16 protein-coding genes and 1 riboswitch are annotated in these 16242 nt (G+C 47.7%); of the genes, 15 read left to right on the top strand and 1 reads right to left on the bottom strand.

Annotation, left to right across the window (positions count from 1 at the left end; translation table 11 throughout):
- Nucleotides 1–29: 29 nt before the first annotated feature.
- The 12 genes from LX24_RS00650 (at nt 30) to guaB (ending at nt 10714) form a co-directional block, all read left to right on the top strand.
- Entirely contained in the window at nt 30–284 is a 255-nt protein-coding gene (locus LX24_RS00650) for a translation initiation factor 2 (protein ID WP_166510207.1), read from the top strand.
- Nucleotides 285–412: 128 nt separating this feature from the next.
- A riboswitch (cobalamin riboswitch) is annotated at nt 413–618 on the top strand.
- A gap of 147 nt (nt 619–765) precedes the next feature.
- A complete protein-coding gene (cobU, locus tag LX24_RS00645; RefSeq protein WP_166510206.1) occupies nt 766–1347 on the top strand; it encodes a bifunctional adenosylcobinamide kinase/adenosylcobinamide-phosphate guanylyltransferase in 582 nt (193 codons plus the stop codon).
- On the top strand, nt 1347–2882 hold the full coding sequence (locus tag LX24_RS00640) for a cobyric acid synthase (protein WP_207706486.1): 1536 nt from the start codon (nt 1347–1349) through the stop codon (nt 2880–2882). Before cobU ends, LX24_RS00640 begins: the two co-directional genes overlap by 1 nt.
- Before the next feature lie 2 nt (nt 2883–2884).
- Nucleotides 2885–3844 carry an adenosylcobinamide-phosphate synthase CbiB gene (gene cbiB, locus LX24_RS00635; RefSeq protein ID WP_166510205.1) on the top strand — a complete coding sequence of 320 codons (960 nt, stop codon included), beginning with the start codon at nt 2885–2887 and terminating at the stop codon, nt 3842–3844.
- Between the two features lie 151 nt (nt 3845–3995).
- Entirely contained in the window at nt 3996–5387 is a 1392-nt protein-coding gene (locus LX24_RS00630) for a cobyrinic acid a,c-diamide synthase CobB (protein WP_166510204.1), read from the top strand.
- Nucleotides 5384–6151, top strand: coding sequence for an adenosylcobinamide-GDP ribazoletransferase (gene cobS, locus LX24_RS00625; RefSeq protein ID WP_166510203.1), 768 nt, complete (start codon nt 5384–5386; stop codon nt 6149–6151). The genes LX24_RS00630 and cobS overlap by 4 nt, the downstream gene beginning before the upstream one ends.
- Before the next feature lie 19 nt (nt 6152–6170).
- Nucleotides 6171–7277 carry a threonine-phosphate decarboxylase CobD gene (cobD, locus tag LX24_RS00620; protein ID WP_207706485.1) on the top strand — a complete coding sequence of 369 codons (1107 nt, stop codon included), beginning with the start codon at nt 6171–6173 and terminating at the stop codon, nt 7275–7277.
- A complete protein-coding gene (gene cobC, locus LX24_RS00615) occupies nt 7270–7902 on the top strand; it encodes an alpha-ribazole phosphatase (protein ID WP_166510201.1) in 633 nt (210 codons plus the stop codon). Before cobD ends, cobC begins: the two co-directional genes overlap by 8 nt.
- 165 nt (nt 7903–8067) lie before the next feature.
- A complete protein-coding gene (locus LX24_RS00610) occupies nt 8068–8394 on the top strand; it encodes a YtrH family sporulation protein (protein WP_166510200.1) in 327 nt (108 codons plus the stop codon).
- Entirely contained in the window at nt 8391–8873 is a 483-nt protein-coding gene (locus LX24_RS00605; RefSeq protein ID WP_166510199.1) for a sporulation membrane protein YtrI, read from the top strand. Before LX24_RS00610 ends, LX24_RS00605 begins: the two co-directional genes overlap by 4 nt.
- A 50-nt stretch (nt 8874–8923) precedes the next feature.
- Nucleotides 8924–9148, top strand: coding sequence for a helix-turn-helix domain-containing protein (locus tag LX24_RS00600; protein WP_166510198.1), 225 nt, complete (start codon nt 8924–8926; stop codon nt 9146–9148).
- 108 nt (nt 9149–9256) lie between these two features.
- Nucleotides 9257–10714, top strand: a complete 1458-nt coding sequence (guaB, locus tag LX24_RS00595) for an IMP dehydrogenase (protein WP_166510414.1) — start codon at nt 9257–9259, stop codon at nt 10712–10714.
- Nucleotides 10715–10830: 116 nt separating this feature from the next.
- Here the strand turns inward: guaB and LX24_RS00590 are convergent, their stop codons facing one another.
- Nucleotides 10831–11457 (bottom strand): GNAT family N-acetyltransferase, encoded by a 627-nt coding sequence (locus tag LX24_RS00590; RefSeq protein WP_243131570.1) that lies wholly within the window; start codon nt 11455–11457, stop codon nt 10831–10833.
- Nucleotides 11458–11654: 197 nt separating this feature from the next.
- Between LX24_RS00590 and LX24_RS00585 the strand changes: the two genes are divergently transcribed.
- From LX24_RS00585 to LX24_RS00575, 3 genes are all read left to right on the top strand, one after another.
- Nucleotides 11655–13052, top strand: a complete 1398-nt coding sequence (locus LX24_RS00585; protein WP_166510197.1) for a phage-shock protein — start codon at nt 11655–11657, stop codon at nt 13050–13052.
- 110 nt (nt 13053–13162) lie between these two features.
- Nucleotides 13163–14746, top strand: coding sequence for an ASKHA domain-containing protein (locus LX24_RS00580; protein ID WP_166510196.1), 1584 nt, complete (start codon nt 13163–13165; stop codon nt 14744–14746).
- A gap of 254 nt (nt 14747–15000) precedes the next feature.
- Nucleotides 15001–16176: an aminotransferase class V-fold PLP-dependent enzyme gene (locus LX24_RS00575; RefSeq protein WP_423244308.1), complete on the top strand. Its 1176-nt coding sequence runs from the start codon at nt 15001–15003 to the stop codon at nt 16174–16176.
- Nucleotides 16177–16242: the final 66 nt, after the last annotated feature.

Raw genomic sequence — 16242 nt, 5'->3', positions numbered from 1 at the left:
TATTAGAAGACGGTCAAGGTGGTGTTGCGATGGAAGAATACCCGGATGTACAGTATTTCCAGCGCAGGATACAGGAGTTGGAGGACAAAGTGGACCAACTTCGTCTTAGCCGCAGGGTATTGATGAACTTGGTTGAAAAGGTGGAAAAAGAAAAGACATTCTTTTTGGCCAGGCTGGAGAAGGAAAACCGCCGGTTGCACCGGAATAATTACAAGTATGCTTGCTGGTTATTGAAGAAAAACAGGCAGATTATGGAACTGGAAGCGAAAATTAAAGATCAATAAAAATACTTATTTAAGACGACCCTAACAATGGGTCTTTTTTTTTAAGTTATGATATAATTTTGTATGAATGGGGCCAAGTTGTTGCATTTGGATAAAGCTTGGCACAAATGTAAAACAAAAGGTTAAATTTATGATCTTTTTTCACAGGTGCCCGGCGGGTGCGCCACAGTACCCGGGGGATAATAGGGAATCAGGTTGAAGCCTGAGCGGTCTTGCGCCACTGTAAGCGGGTAGTCGCCATAGCCGGTACATCCGGTCCAACCACTCTTCGGGGGAAGGTGTATGTCGGCAATGACCCGTTAGCCAGGAAACCTGCCTGTGATTGCCAATAACCTGCGTGAGATGGTGATGGCTTTCTTTAATGGGGCGCTTAAACTCCAGTTTTGGAAAGCTGGAGTTTTATTTTATTAAAATTAATAAATTGTTTAGGTGCGTAGTTGTTCAAATTATATAAAACGTTTAAGATGGGGGAGATATTCTTTTGTTAAGTGAAATAGTGCTGGTTATTGGTGGCACGCGCAGCGGAAAAAGTAGATTTGCTGAAAAATTGGCCGCAAGGTCCGGCAAAAATGTTGTTTACTTGGCTACCGCCGGCATACATGATGATGAAATGGCCCAGCGGGTTAAAGAGCATCGCCTGCGCCGGCCGGAAGCCTGGCGCACGGTGGAGGAAACACACAACCTGACCGGTGTGCTGTCAACGCTGCCCCCGGGAACTGTGGTGTTGATAGACTGTATAACCCTTTGGATGTCTAATTTATTGCTGGATGAAAATATGCCCCGCCCCGGTGCAGGTGGACTGGAAAAGGAAAACCATATTACCACCGAGGCCAGGGAGATTGTTCATGTAGCCCGGGATAAAAATTTACATTTGATCATGGTTAGCAATGAGGTGGGTTGTGGTCTGGTGCCTGAATATGAACTGGGCAGGTCATACCGCGATATTGCGGGACGGGTCAACCAGCTACTGGCCGAACTTGCCGACCGGGTATTTTATATAGTGGCCGGCCTGCCGCTGGAGTTAAAATCAATGGCCTCAGGCGGCGCACAAAGGGGGGTATAATGGTGGCAGCCAAAACAATAATGGTTCAGGGAACGGCTTCCCACGCCGGTAAAAGTGTTTTAACGGCTGCTTTGTGCCGCATTTTTTACCAGGATGGTTACCGGGTGGCACCGTTTAAATCCCAAAATATGGCTTTAAATTCATTTGTCACCGCTGACGGCGGGGAAATGGGCCGTGCACAGGTGGTACAGGCCGAGGCGGCCGGTGTGCCGCCCAGCGTGGACATGAACCCCATTTTGCTAAAACCTACGGGTAACGCTTCGTCCCAGGTGGTGGTACTGGGACGCCCGCTGGACAATTATAACGCCTGGGACTATCATCAAGAGCTGGCAGGCAAACTATGGAGTGTGGTTACCGTAGCACTGGAAAGGCTGCAAAACGATTTTGATATTGTGGTTATAGAGGGGGCTGGCAGCCCGGCGGAGGTTAACTTGCAGGCCACTGATATTGTAAATATGAAGGTTGCCCGTCAAGCCGGGGCACCGGTATTACTGGTGGCTGATATCGACCGGGGCGGCGCCCTGGCGGCAGTAGTGGGTACTTTGGAATTGCTTCCCCCCGGGGACAGGGAGAGGGTTAAGGGTATCATTATAAATAAATTTCGCGGTGATGTGAATTTATTTCAACCCGCTATTAAATTCCTAGAACAAAAAACAGGGGTGCCGGTATGCGGCGTAGTGCCCTATTTTGATGATTTATACATACAGGACGAAGATTCGGTGGTTATGGAGAGAAAGAATTACCTGGCCGTTAATGATGGTGACAAAGTGGATATTGCCGTGTTGCGCTTGCCCCGGATCTCCAACTTTACTGATTTCGATCCCCTGGAAAGTGAACCCGGCGTGTATTTGCGCTATGTGGGCTGTGATGATACGCTGGGTCAGCCGGATTTGGTTATTATACCTGGTAGTAAAAATACCATTGAGGATCTTCTTTATCTCAAACAAACCGGGTTGGCGGGTGAAGTGGTGCGATTGGCCCGCCGGGGAGTGCCGGTGGTCGGTATTTGCGGCGGCTTTCAAATGCTGGGCCGTGAGCTTAAGGACCCTTTTAAAACCGAATCATCCATTGAACATATTCCCGGGCTGGGGCTGCTGGATATGCAAACAACCTTTGCCAGGGAAAAGGTGACCAGCCAAGTACAAGCTACGGTGGCCGGTGATGGTGATTACCTGGGCGGTTTCGGCGGGCACCTAACAGGTTACGAGATTCATATGGGCCGAACCGAATTGGGTGCCCAAGCCAGGCCCGCTTTTATAATCGAAACACGTTCCGGTCAACAGGTGGATGTGCCGGACGGGGCGCAAAATGCCGAAGGGTCTGTATGGGGCACATATATACACGGTATATTTGATAATGATTTATTCAGGCGGCACCTGGTTAATATACTGAAAAAGAAAAAGGGTCTGGATACTGAGGGGCAAGCAGCCATAATAAGTACCGAACAAAAAAAACAAGCGGGTTATGACCGGTTGGCTGAACTGGTGCGTAATAGCCTGGATATGGGGCTAATTTACCGCTTAATGGAAATATAAAGATGAATATATTTGTTTTATTTGCCCTGGTCGGTTTTATAATTGATTTGTTGGTTGGAGACCCGCCCCGCTTACCCCATCCGGTGGTATATATCGGCCGGGGTATTGCCCGCCTGGAGAAGGTGGCCAGGAGCGTTGCCTCATCCCCTTTGGCCCTGAAAGCAGCGGGGGTGGGTATAGCCATAACGGTGGTTGTGGTTAGTTTTGGTGTTACCATGCTTATTTTATGGGCAGCCCGGCAGGCCAGTTATTATGTTTATTTGTTTTTGGGAGCCTGGATTGTTTCCACCACTTTGGCTACCAGAGGTCTTGCCGAAGCGGCAGGTACCATAAGGCAACTGCTGCTAGCGGATGATCAGCAGGTGGCCCGCCGGCAGGTGGGCTATATCGTGGGCCGGGATACCGAATCAATGGATAGGGAGCAAATGGTGCGGGCTACTGTGGAAACCGTGGCCGAAAATATTAACGACGCCGTGGTGGCACCGCTTTTTTATGCTTGCCTTGGCGGGCCTGCTCTGGCCATGGCCTACCGGGCGATAAACACGCTGGACTCTATGCTGGGTTACAAAAATGACCGGTATTTGTACTTGGGATGGGCGTCAGCCCGGCTGGATGATTGGGCGGGATATATACCGGCCCGTCTGACAGGCCTGGTACTGCTACTGGCCGCCTGGTTGTCGGGAAGAGATTGGAAGCGGGCACTGAGGGCATGGCGCAGGGATGCCGCCGGTCACCCCAGTCCCAACAGCGGCATACCCGAGTCGGTTATGGCCGGGGCTATACATGTCAGGCTTGGGGGATGTAATATCTATGACGGGGTGGCTTCATTTCGCACTTATATGGGTGACCCGTTGGAGGAGTTCAGGCCGGATCATATTGTCCGGGCGGTGGACATGCTGTACCTGTCCTCGACCTGTGCTGTGATTTGCCTTGTGGTACTGGCCTGGCTAGTCATAAATTAAGCTACTCGCCTGGTACCAGTGTGATGTATTGCCTGAATACTGTACTTGCATGTATACCATACCTGTTTAAACGGTACGGCAAAATTAAACGACCTTGGTGGGAGCATAAAAATTTAAACATGTTAATTTATTAGATAGAAGGTGATAAGTAATGCCAAATTTTCCCCGCCTGATGATTGCCGGGACACATAGCGGAGCAGGTAAAACCACTGTAGCCACAGCAATAATGGCTATGCTCAGCGCTTCCGGCATGCGGGTTCAGCCCTATAAAGTGGGACCTGATTATATTGATCCCGGCTTTCACCAGGTGGCCACCGGGCGGATTTCCAGGAATTTGGACACCTTTTTCCTGGGAGAAGACGGGATAAAAGAAGTGTTCACCCGCTCGGCGATGGGTGCGGATATTAGTATCATAGAAGGGGTAATGGGTTTGTATGATGGCATTGGCTCCACGGACGAGGGTAGTTCCGCCCGGGTGGCCCGGTTACTTCAATGCCCGGTGGTGCTGGTTATGGATGCCCGTTCCATGGCGCGCAGCGCCGCTGCGGTGGTTTGGGGCTATGCCAATTTGCCCGGTGGTATTCCATTGGCCGGTGTTATTTTAAACCGGGTGGGCAGCCCCCGGCATCTGGCTATATTAACAGAGGCCATTGAGTGCAAAACCGGGGTGCCGGTGCTGGGGGGGATATTACGTGATCACGAGTTACACCTGCCGGAGCGGCATCTGGGATTGGTGCCCAGCGTGGAGAACAGTGATTGGCCCAAGATAATGCAAATGCTGGGACGGCGGGTGGCCTGTGGTGTATCAGGGGAAAGGTTGGTAAATCTAGCCCGTAGTGCCCCCGGACTGGAGGCCCGGCAGCAAATTTTTGCGGTGGAACCGGGCACAACTGTGCAATTAGGTATTATCAGAGACAAGGCCTTTAATTTTTATTACCAGGATGGGCTGGATTTACTGGCGGCCATGGGAGCTGAGCTGGCTCAATGCAGCGCGCTGAAAGACCGGTCCCTGCCCGGTGAATTGGACGGACTTTATATAGGTGGCGGTTTCCCTGAAATGTTTATGGAACAATTATCCGCCAATACAACTTTTATTGATGATTTAAGGCGCCGGGTAGCCGGTGGAATGCCTGTTTACGCCGAGTGTGGCGGTTTAATGTATCTTTGTGATACGGTAACTGATTTTACCGGGCGCCGGTTAAAGGGTGCCGGCATACTACCTGCTCACTGCCGGATGGAAAAGAAGCGGGCGGCTTTGGGTTATGTTGAGGCTAAATCATTGCGGGATAATGTACTGGTCAATAATGGAGCCGAGCTGCGGGGTCATGAATTTCACTACTCCACTGTTACAGGGGAAGGACTAATACCGGCATTTACGCTGCGTAAACCCGGGGGGGCTGTGGGGCGCCCGGACGGGCATGCCTGTAATAATGTACTGGCCACTTACTTGCACATTCATTTTGCCGGTTTGCCCCTGGCCGCCCGGGGGTTATTAAACTCCTGTGCCCGTTACAGCCGTTTAAAAAAGAAGGTGAAGATATGAAAACCTTTTGTTTTGCACTCCAACACTTAACCAGAATAAATATTTACAAAGGTGATTTTGATGAAGCGGCCTTTGGGCGGGCGGCTGTATATTTCCCTTTGGTGGGTTTATTGCTTGGCGTTTTACTGGCTCTGGCACAAATGCTTTTTTCTTATTTTTTTTCGGAGCCCCTGGTGGCGGGGTTGCTGGTGGTGTTGATGGTTATTATGACCGGTGGTATGCATCTTGATGGTTTTATGGATACCGTGGACGGAGTTTTCAGCGGGCGTCCCCGGGACAAAAAACTGGAAATTATGCGGGACAGCAGGGTGGGTGCCTTTGGGGTTTTGGCTCTGGTCTGTCTTTTACTGTTAAAATATAACGTATTTTTAACTGTGTCTTCACCCCTTATATACCAGAGCATACTACTGGCCGTGATATTAAGCCGCTGGTCCATGGTATATGCCATTGCTTGTTTTCCATATGCCCGCAGGGAAGGACTGGGCACGTTATACAACAGGTATACAGGTAGGCGGGAATTATTATGGGCAACAACCGGTACAGCTATAATGGTAGTTATAATTGCCTGGATGGCGGGTTTAATATTATTATTAACTGCGTGGGGTTGGGTGCACTTGATGGGCAGCAGGCTGACCGGCGATTTGGGTGGACTGACCGGTGATATATATGGTGCCACGGCGGAAACCACTGAACTGTTCATTTACCTGGCGGTATTTCCCCTTTATACATACTGGGCCTGGTTGTTCAGTAACCCGTGGTTATAAAAATATATTAAGGAGCTATATGATGATACATAACGAATACAAGCATGGTGGGGATATATATGGTGCTGCCCGTAGTTTGCAATGCAACCCCAGGGAAATATATGATTTCAGTGCCAACATCAATCCCTTGGGTGCTTCTCCCCTGGTTTTGAAAGCGATAATTGAAAACCTGGACCTGATCCGGCATTACCCCGATCCGTGCTGCACGGATTTGCGGGCAGGTTTAACCAAACACCTCAAGGTAGCACCTGAAAAAATGCTGCCGGGCAACGGGGCTGCGGAATTAATTTATCTATTGGCCAGGGTAATGGGTTACCGCCGGGCTGTAATTACCGCACCCACCTTTGTGGAATACGGTGCGGCGATCACCAGTGCCGGGGGGGTGATTTGCGAAGTACCGTTATTGGAGGAGGAGGAGTTTGTACTGCCGGTATCACGGCTAAAAAGGGTAATGGAAAGTGCCGATGTGGTATTTATTTGTAACCCCAACAACCCCACAGGAAAAGCGGTGCAAAGGGCGGTTATCCAATCAATTGTTGATTACGCGAAAAAGTATGGCGCTACTGTAGTGGTGGATGAAGCCTTTATTGATTTTATTTACCGGCAGGAGCAGTATACGGTGCTGCCGTTGCTGGATGAATACCCCAATTTGGTTGTATTGTACTCATTAACGAAGTTTTTCGGTATCCCCGGTCTGCGATTGGGTGTATTATTAGCCGCAGAGCCAGTGATCAAAAAACTTGAATCTGCAAAGGATCCGTGGAACGTGAACAGCTTGGCGCAAATCGCGGGTGTGGCGGCACTGGCGGATGAAGATCATATGGCCAGGACCCGGCAAATAATTTGGCGGGAAAAGGAATTTCTGTGCCAGGCGATTTCTCAGATACCGGGACTAAAAGCTTATGCCGGGGAAGCCAATTATTTGCTGGTTAAAATTAAGAGTCACGCCCTGGACTCTTCCCGGCTGGCTGCCCGGACGGCCAGGCAGGGTGTTCTGGTACGGGATTGCGCCAGTTTCAATGGTTTGGGTAACCGGTACATTCGGGTGGCGGTTAAAACGAGGGCGGAAAATGAAGTGCTGCTGAATGTGCTCAGTGAGACTATGAAAGGGGTAGCCAATGGGTAGTCGTTTATTTCTGGTTAGACATGGTGAAACTGTCTGGAATAAAGAGACCCGCTTGCAGGGCCGTGCCGATATTGCTTTAAGTGATAAAGGAATCAAGCAGGCTGAAGCGTTAAGCAAGCGTTTAGCGGGGCATAATTTCGCTGCCTTCTATTCCAGCAATCTTTCCCGGGCACGGGAAACCGCCGCAATTATAGCCAGGCCACATCGCAAGCCCGTGCAGGAAATCCCGGATTTGCAAGAATTAAATTTCGGGCATTGGGAGGGGCTGACCATAGAGGAAATTCGCCGTAAATACAGGCGAGAATCCGAGGCCTGGTGGTCAAACCCTCTGGAAACCAGGATCCCGGGGGGCGAAACGCTGGCTGAAATGACTGAACGCTCCGTGCGAGCTGTTAAAAATATCGTGGAGCAATACCCGGATGAACAGGTGCTGGTAGTGGTGCATGGAGGGGTTATCAGGAGTATTGTGGCCACCGTGCTGGGTATTGATTTAAACCAGTACTGGCGCTTGCGCCAGGATAATGCTTCCCTTACTATCATTGATTTTTACCAATGGGATAAGGCCATATTGATGCTGTACAATGATTGCAGCCACCTGGCACCGGGCCAAGTTCCACCGGTATGATATGTTTTTCCTTGAATAAAACCGGGCTAACCGGTTTTTTTATTTCGGTATTAAAATAAAGTGTTATTATTGCTTGTTCTTACTTAATTGCTAAGTACATATATTTGGGACAGGAGGTGTCTTGTTAAAACCAGACTCTCCGGTATTTATTATAAGGGGAGAATCATGGATACCTTTGTTAATAAAACGATACTGATTTTTTTTACCGCCCTTGGTATTATGCTTGGTGCGGCTTTGGTGGGCGCTCTGGCGGCTGTTTTGGTGCGGGAACCACCCGTGGGCACTATGCTGAAACTGGCCAGGGAAATTAAAATATGGGCTATTGTAGCTGCCATTGGCGGTACTTTTTCCACCTTTGAGGTATTGGAATCAGGTTTATTCCAGGGCGAGGTGCGGGCGGTTATCAAACAATTGATTTATATAACCAGCGCTTTGGCGGGAACCCAGAGCGGCTACTATTTATTATTGATACTGTCGGGTGAAGGGCAATGAAAAAACGCCTGTTATTTGGGCTTGCGGTTTTTTTGCTGGGTTTGATAACAGGTGCTGCCCTAACGGGAGTGATTATAGGTAAACAGATTGATGACTTATATATTAAAAATCGCTCCCTGGCAGATAACCTGGCGGTTACCGAAAAGGAACTTGAACAACTGCGGCAAGCCAGTGAGGCGCTGCACACCAATGTGGTCACTAAAATCAGCACCCGCATTAGCTTTGCTGAGGAATGCGATTATTCAGAGTATGAAAAAAGTACCATAGAGTTAACGGTTGAAAAAAAAGTGAGGGAATGGTTAAAAATTATTTCGGGGCAGGAGTTGGATACTATTAATTACCTTTTGGTACCTCGGATTGTTGATAACCGGGAGATGGAGGTGGAAGGGAAAAAGATTCGTTTAAAGGTCATGCTGGTTGTATTATCGGAACATGTCATTGTCTATTTAGAAATAATACCCATACAAAACATGGTATAATAATGAAAAAGCCTGCTGGACACAATACCTGTAAAAGGGGTGTCTTTAGCATGGAAGAATATATTCGTTCCCGGGTTCCCTGGAGCACAGAGCCCAGTTTGAAATTCAAGGCCGAAGAGGTAGGCGTTGATTTTGATGATTTTATAGCGGGTTTAAGGGACGGTAAATCCGATTTAGAGATGGCGGAAGAATTTGATGTCACGGAAAAGCTGATTTTTCACCTGCGCGATCATTTTATGCGTTATGGCCTGGGCCACATTATGGGGCAGGACTGATGGCACGTAAATAATTTTTTTCGGGGAAATGTCAATAAATTGATCCCCTTATTACCACACGTTGTGCTATAATAAGCAGATATATTAATAGGAGGGGAGTGAGGGGACATTTATCCCGATAAATTTAATAAAGTAGGGTTAACGTTTGATGATGTACTGTTGGTACCATCGGCCTCAGAGGTGCTGCCGCGGGATGTGGATACTTCCACCCGGTTGACTAAAAATATAACACTTAACATTCCCCTGATCAGTGCCGGTATGGATACCGTCACCGAGTACCGTATGGCCATTGCCATGGCCAGGGAAGGCGGTATCGGTGTAATTCACAAAAATATGTCCATTGAGCGCCAGGCGCTGGAAGTGGATCGTGTAAAGCGCTCGGAACATGGTGTTATTTCCGATCCCATTTATCTATCACCGGAAAGCTCCATCAGTGAGGCATTGGTATTGATGGAGCGTTACCGTATCTCCGGTGTACCGGTTACCGATAACGGTAAGCTGGTGGGCATTCTAACCAACCGGGATTTACGGTTTGAGAAGAACTTTCAGCAAAAGGTTGCCCACGTAATGACCAGGGAAAACCTTATTACCGCCCCGGTAGGTACCACCCTGGAAGAAGCCAAAGAGATCTTGCAAACTTATAAAGTTGAAAAATTGCCCATTGTGGATAACGATTTTAACCTGCGAGGACTTATTACCATTAAGGATATTGAAAAAGCCCGCCAGTTTCCTTTGTCAGCCAAAGACGCGGGGGGTAGGCTGCTGGTGGCCGCAGCCGTGGGTGTTACTGCCGATACCATGGAGCGCGTTACCGCATTGGTGGAAGCAAAGGTGGATGCAATTGTCATTGATACGGCCCACGGACATTCCCGTGGAGTACTTAATACTGTGTACAATGTGAAAGCAAAATTCCCGGAATTGGACGTTATCGCTGGCAATGTTGGTACGGCTGAGGGGACCCGGGATTTAATCAATGCCGGTGCCGATGCGGTTAAGGTGGGTATCGGCCCCGGTTCTATTTGTACCACCAGGGTGGTGGCGGGAGCAGGTGTACCCCAAATCACAGCTATCTATGACTGTGCCCAGGAAGCCACTAAATATAACATACCAATCATAGCTGATGGTGGTATAAAATACTCGGGAGATGTTACCAAGGCCATAGCCGCCGGTGCTGACGTGGTTATGCTGGGTAGTTTGCTGGCGGGTACGGAAGAAAGCCCGGGGGACATGGAAATATATCAGGGTCGCAGTTACAAGGTCTATCGTGGCATGGGTTCACTGGGTGCTATGAAAGAAGGCAGTAAGGACCGTTATTTTCAGGAAAATCAAAAGAAACTTGTTCCCGAAGGAGTTGAGGGGAGAGTTCCCTACCGGGGCACACTGGCTGATACAGCTTTTCAGCTTATTGGTGGATTGCGGGCCGGTATGGGGTACTGTGGAGCCGCCTCAATCGAAGAATTAAAGAAAAACAGCCGTTTTATCCGCATAACTCCGGCTGGATTGCGGGAAAGCCACCCCCACGATGTGATAATCACCAAAGAAGCACCTAACTACAGCCTGCGCTAACGGGTTATAACAGCTATTTTGGCCCGGGTATATCCAGGCATGTGTTTGCCTTTAATATAATGATCAAGCATATTAAAGCCTCCGGAAATTACAACCGGGGGCTTTAATATGCTTGATCATTTATAATTGAAAATGCTGCCGCCGCAGAATTTCATTTCTTCGAATTTTTTAACATCCTCTTCCGATACCCGGGGGCCTACCCGGGCCATCATTACATTGGCGATGTGTTCCAGTATTTCCGGGTCATCAGTGGGAACGCGCACTAAACCAACACTACCAAATAAATTACTTAACATTTTCTGGTATTGCCAAATATCAAGGCCGGTGTTCTCAAGATCCCAGTGCCAGCAAAATTCTATGGTGATGACAATTTTTTCATCCATGATGGGATTGGTAAAGGCCAGTTTCATAAGATTTTTGCCCACTTTATGCTTACGCCAGGCTGGGCTTACTTCGATGGCACCGAGTTCCAAGATGTTGTCATGCTTGCACCAGCGACTGTATTGGTCCGGGTTATGAAAGGTAACATAACCTACAATAATATTTTGGTGGCGTGCTATGTAAACTATTCCATCAGATGAGGCCGCTATATCAACCAGTGCTTGGTGTTGTTTATGCGGTTCGCGGAAAACATGCAAATCAGGTGACATTTCCAGTTGGGAGATGTATTCCGGCTGTACAGGGCCCTCATAGACCAGTTGAGCACTGGGTATCTTGCTTCCTGTGTAATCCTTGTTATCCACTTCCAACTCAACCACCTCTTATTCCAACGACATGGATTATTTATCTAATTATATGGTAGTAAGGGATGTTGAACAAGTAAAAAGTTCAGGAAAAAAATAGAAATGATATTAATAATTAGGAAGGATATTTAAAAAAAAAGATGAAGTATATATACAAGGAAAAATATGTAAAATACTTTACCGGGGTGGTGCATAAAATGAGTGGAAAATTAAATTCCCTTACCGATGTACTTAAAAAGACCTTGTTTTTCTTTGAATCACTATCCGTTGCGGAATTAGCTCCCTATGTACACAGAAAAATGCTGGTTGATTATACCCGTGAACAGGTTGAGGAAAAAGTTTGCTTATGTTTGGAACAACATAAATGCTTTGAAAGCAGTGATGGTTACATATGGGTTATTAACCTGGAAGGCAAAAGGGAGAATGATCATTTTTATAATGTCTTATTAAAAAAACAAAAGCCCCTTAGCTTAAATGAATTGTCTAGAAACGGCAATAAGCGAAAGAAAAGTAAGCCGGTGGCAGAGCAAGCTGATTTAATAAGTGACGGAAGGTTTATTCAACTGGCCAACGGGCTTTGGGGCTTAACTGAATGGGAAGTGGAAACAGAGCATTATTCATTAAAGCATTTAATTATCAAGGCTTTAAAGATACACCCCACGGGGTTGTCACTGGCTCAACTGACAGATGTTATTAATAATTGGCGTCATACGGGACAAGGGGAAATACTTGGTGTATTGAAAAAATTTCCGTATTTCGATGAAATAGGTAGGGGAGTATGGTGTTACAATGCGGAGGCCAAAGTAGTTTATGATCGTATAATCAAAAGATATTTGGAAGCCCTCAAACGCCAAAGAGAGCGCTGGAACCGGGAACGAAATAAATGGTCCCGTAAAAACACCGCCCTGCGGAAGCAAATTGACGAGGTGTCGGCGGCCCACCGCGAGGCGGCTGCAGCGCTTGCCCTGCGCCAGAGCGAAATGGGGCGCTATGAGCAAATGACCACCCAGATGGCCGAAAAAGATTTGCTTTTAGCGCTTAGAAAAAAAGAAATATATCGTTACAAGGAACACCTGCAAAAGCTGGAGGCCAAAGCCAACAGCATATTATATCAGTGCCGGCTCTGGGTGGCCAGATATAAAGAAAAAGAAGCGGAGAATCAAAAACTACAGCAATTGTTGAATAAAAGCCAATCCAGCCAGGAGATATTATTCGGCAAGCTGCAGCAGTATAAAGAACGGGACCGTGAAAATAAGGCTAAAATAATAGAGATTAAGGAAAATCATGCTAACCGGGTTGCTGAGCTGCAAACCGAAATTGTTGAACTAAAACAGAAGATGGAAAGGTTAAAGGAAAATACCAGCCAGGAGCAGAAAATATGGCGGGAAGAGATTAATACGCTAAGTGCTGATCTTAAACATGCCATGGCTGAGGGGGAGAAGCTAGGTCATGCATTGCGTTTGGCCCAACAAGAATTGGCCAAGGCAAAGGATGAGTGCCGGGTAATGGAAAATTATTTAACCCATCCTTTGGTAAAGATGATGGCCAGGATAGTGAGTAAATTTAAAAGAAGTACCGGACAAGTAATTTCTTAAGAGATACCAGGTGGTATCTCTTTTGCATTTTAACTGGCTGTGTTATTATTTAGAGGGTAAATTTACTGAAAATTAATGATGTGGGGACAATTCAAGGAGGTTTGTGTTAATTGTCAGCTGAACATGACTACTCAATCATTTTGCAAAACAGGGTGCTTGTTGATGTTGATATCAACCCGATGAGTCAAAAGAAATATGTTGAACTGGAACCGCCAAGTTTGTTGAACAACCAGGCTGATATAGACAGGCTGACGGAAGCACTGGGTAATTGTTACCGTAACTTGTCGGTGCCGTTACCACTAATGAATAAAATCAGTGTAGTTTTGCGTGAAGCTGATTGGCGGGTTACTGTTACTGTGGCCAGGTATGGGGACTCCTGGCAATTGATAGATATCGAACCGGGAGATCAGGTAAGTTGTCATTTGGGATTGGCAATTGATATTGGCACCACCACCGTAGTGGGTTATCTGGTGGATATGGTAACTGGCCGGGTTCTTGATATGGCAGCTGATTTTAATGGTCAGGTAGAATATGGTGCGGATATCTTAACCAGAATCTATTGGGCTGCCACCGATGAGGGAAGAACACAACTGCAGCAAGCGGTGGTGGATACGCTAAATAATATTATAAAGCGACTGAGTTTAAGCAAGGGTATCCAAGGACAGGCCATTAGCGCTGTTACCGTGGGGGCTAACAGTACCATAGTGCACTTGCTTTTAGGTTTGGACCCATCCCGCATTTGCATGGCCCCATATATTCCGGTGGTAAACCTGCCCGGTTTTATCAACGCTTCAGCCATTGGTCTGGCTGTAAACCCGCAGGCTCCACTTTACTGTCTGCCCAGTGTAGGCAGTTATGTTGGTGGTGATGTAATAGCCGGGATACTGGCCAGTGGTTTGCATAAAAAACCTGAACTGGCTCTATTTGTAGATATTGGGACCAACGGTGAAATGGTACTGGGCAATAATGAATGGCTGGTGGCCTGTTCCGGTGCCGCCGGCCCGGCATTGGAAGGCGGCGTTGCCAGAGATGGTATGCGGGCGGAACCTGGGGCGGTCTACCAGGTGAGAATTGACCCCGAAACCCGGGCGACCCGGTATCGTACCATTGAAAATCAGAAAGCCTTGGGTATATGCGGTTCCGGATTGGTGGATTGCCTGGCCGAATTACTGCTGGCCGGCATAATAGACCGGGCGGGCAAGTTCAGGGAAGGCCAGGAATTTGTGGTTGTACCGGCCGCACAGTCGGCTACGAACAAGGATATTTCCTTTACCCAGACAGATATTAATAATATTTTGCGTACCAAGGGTGCGGTGAATGCCGCTCTGGAAGTGCTGCTGGAAGGCGTCGGCTGTCAAATGTCTGATATATCAACCTTTTATGCCGCCGGAGCCTTTGGCCAGTACCTTGATTTGGAATCGGCCATAACCATTGGTTTATATCCCGATCTGCCCCGGGAACGAATGATTCGCCTGGGAAACAGCTCGGGCGAGGGGGCCAGATTAGTGTTATTGTCCGAGGAAAGCAGACTCGAGGCAGAGGATATAGCTCGTAATATTACGTATTTTGAGCTTAACGCCAACGAAGTATTTATGAATAAATTTGTAGGCAGTAAATTTTTACCCCACACTAATTTGGATTACTACCCCACAGTAAAGGAAAAAATGATCCAGCGGGGGCTTCTGAACGATTAAACGTAAATTGCGGTATTCTCTATTTTACAGTGCACTTAATTTGTCATTAACAAAGCTGAAACTGCCAGTATTAGCTTGTTTGACCGTAAAGCCATACAATGAAAAAGAAAAGAGTACCCAAAAACTGATTTTGGGCGCTCTTTTTTATTTTGTGCTCGGGTCAAATTTTACATAATACAAATTTACTGCTTATGGGGTATAAGCTAACGGGCATTATACAACAATAGTAACGTTTATTTCAATGCGGGAGGTTTATGATGATTTATTTCGATAACGCTGCCACTACATGGCCCAAACCGCCCGAGGTGATGGAAGCAATGCGCCGCTGTTTAGAGGAGGTAGGGGCCAACCCGGGCCGGTCCGGGCACAAAATGTCGCTGGCGGCAGGTAAAATAGTAGATGAAGCCAGGAAATCAATAGCAGCATTATTTAACATAAAGGATAGCGATAGGGTGATTTTCACCTTAAATGCCACAGATGCATTAAACATGGCTATTAAAGGGTCGTTAAATGCTGGTGACCATGTGATCACCAGTTCCATGGAGCATAACTCGGTGACCAGGCCACTTTACGGTTTGCGGGAAAGAATTGAGGTAACCAAGGTGCAGTGTGCAGAGGATGGTACCCTTGACCCGGGCGATATAAAAAAGGCCATCCGGGCCAATACCAGGGTTATTGTTTTAACCCATGCTTCAAATGTAACCGGTACCGTGATGCCTGTCAAGGAAGTTGGGGAATTGGCCCGTTCGGCCGGTATTATATTTATATTGGATGCGGCACAAACCGCCGGTTTACTGGACATAGACGTGGAAAAGATGAATGTTGACTTGCTGGCCGCACCAGGGCATAAGGGGCTAATGGGACCGCCCGGTACCGGAATACTTTATGTGGGTGAACGGGCAAAGGTGAGGCCATGGCGTGAGGGGGGTACGGGTAGTAAATCAATAGTGGCGGGGCAGCCCGATATTTTGCCCGAAAAGTACGAAAGCGGCACATTAAATTCAGTGGGGATTGCCGGGCTTGGTGCCGGGGTAAATTTCGTACGCCGTATTGGAACGTCCAAGATATTGGAGCATGAGCTGGCACTGGCCAAAAGGTTTATCGAAGGTGCCCGGCGGATACCGGGAATAAAAATATTTGGGCCATTGGACGGTAACCACCGGGCACCGGTAATATCTTTTCAACTACAGGGTAAGGATACCGGGGCTGTGGGCGGTGCCCTGGACCACTGGTATAATATCGCCTGCCGGGCCGGCCTGCACTGTGCCCCTGATGCACATCGTACGTTGGGTACCTTGGAAACCAAGCTTGTAAGGTTTAGTTTTTCTTATTTTAATAAGCTTGAAGAGGTGGAATTTGCGCTACAATGTTTAAGGGATGTTAAGGGAAGAGACCTTAGCCAATTTAGCGGTAGCGGTTGTAATTGTTAAAATATCCCATCGCTTGACAAGTGCTTTTCAAAGCAATCGCCCGGGGTAACCCGGGCGATAAGATAT

The sequence above is a fragment of the Desulfallas thermosapovorans DSM 6562 genome (genome assembly GCF_008124625.1).
Classification (GTDB): domain Bacteria; phylum Bacillota; class Desulfotomaculia; order Desulfotomaculales; family Desulfallaceae; genus Sporotomaculum; species Sporotomaculum thermosapovorans.
Note: the sequence above shows the minus strand (reverse complement) of the source record. Positions and strands in the feature narration are given on the sequence as shown.

Coding starts and splice junctions, on each gene's coding strand:
- LX24_RS00650 (WP_166510207.1), top strand. CDS start 30: ATGGAAGAATACCCGGATGTACAGTATTTCCAGCGCAGGATACAGGAG.
- LX24_RS00640 (WP_207706486.1), top strand. CDS start 1,347: ATGGTGGCAGCCAAAACAATAATGGTTCAGGGAACGGCTTCCCACGCC.
- cbiB (WP_166510205.1), top strand. CDS start 2,885: ATGAATATATTTGTTTTATTTGCCCTGGTCGGTTTTATAATTGATTTG.
- LX24_RS00630 (WP_166510204.1), top strand. CDS start 3,996: ATGCCAAATTTTCCCCGCCTGATGATTGCCGGGACACATAGCGGAGCA.
- cobS (WP_166510203.1), top strand. CDS start 5,384: ATGAAAACCTTTTGTTTTGCACTCCAACACTTAACCAGAATAAATATT.
- cobD (WP_207706485.1), top strand. CDS start 6,171: ATGATGATACATAACGAATACAAGCATGGTGGGGATATATATGGTGCT.
- cobC (WP_166510201.1), top strand. CDS start 7,270: ATGGGTAGTCGTTTATTTCTGGTTAGACATGGTGAAACTGTCTGGAAT.
- LX24_RS00610 (WP_166510200.1), top strand. CDS start 8,068: ATGGATACCTTTGTTAATAAAACGATACTGATTTTTTTTACCGCCCTT.
- LX24_RS00605 (WP_166510199.1), top strand. CDS start 8,391: ATGAAAAAACGCCTGTTATTTGGGCTTGCGGTTTTTTTGCTGGGTTTG.
- LX24_RS00600 (WP_166510198.1), top strand. CDS start 8,924: ATGGAAGAATATATTCGTTCCCGGGTTCCCTGGAGCACAGAGCCCAGT.
- LX24_RS00585 (WP_166510197.1), top strand. CDS start 11,655: ATGAGTGGAAAATTAAATTCCCTTACCGATGTACTTAAAAAGACCTTG.
- LX24_RS00575 (WP_423244308.1), top strand. CDS start 15,001: ATGATGATTTATTTCGATAACGCTGCCACTACATGGCCCAAACCGCCC.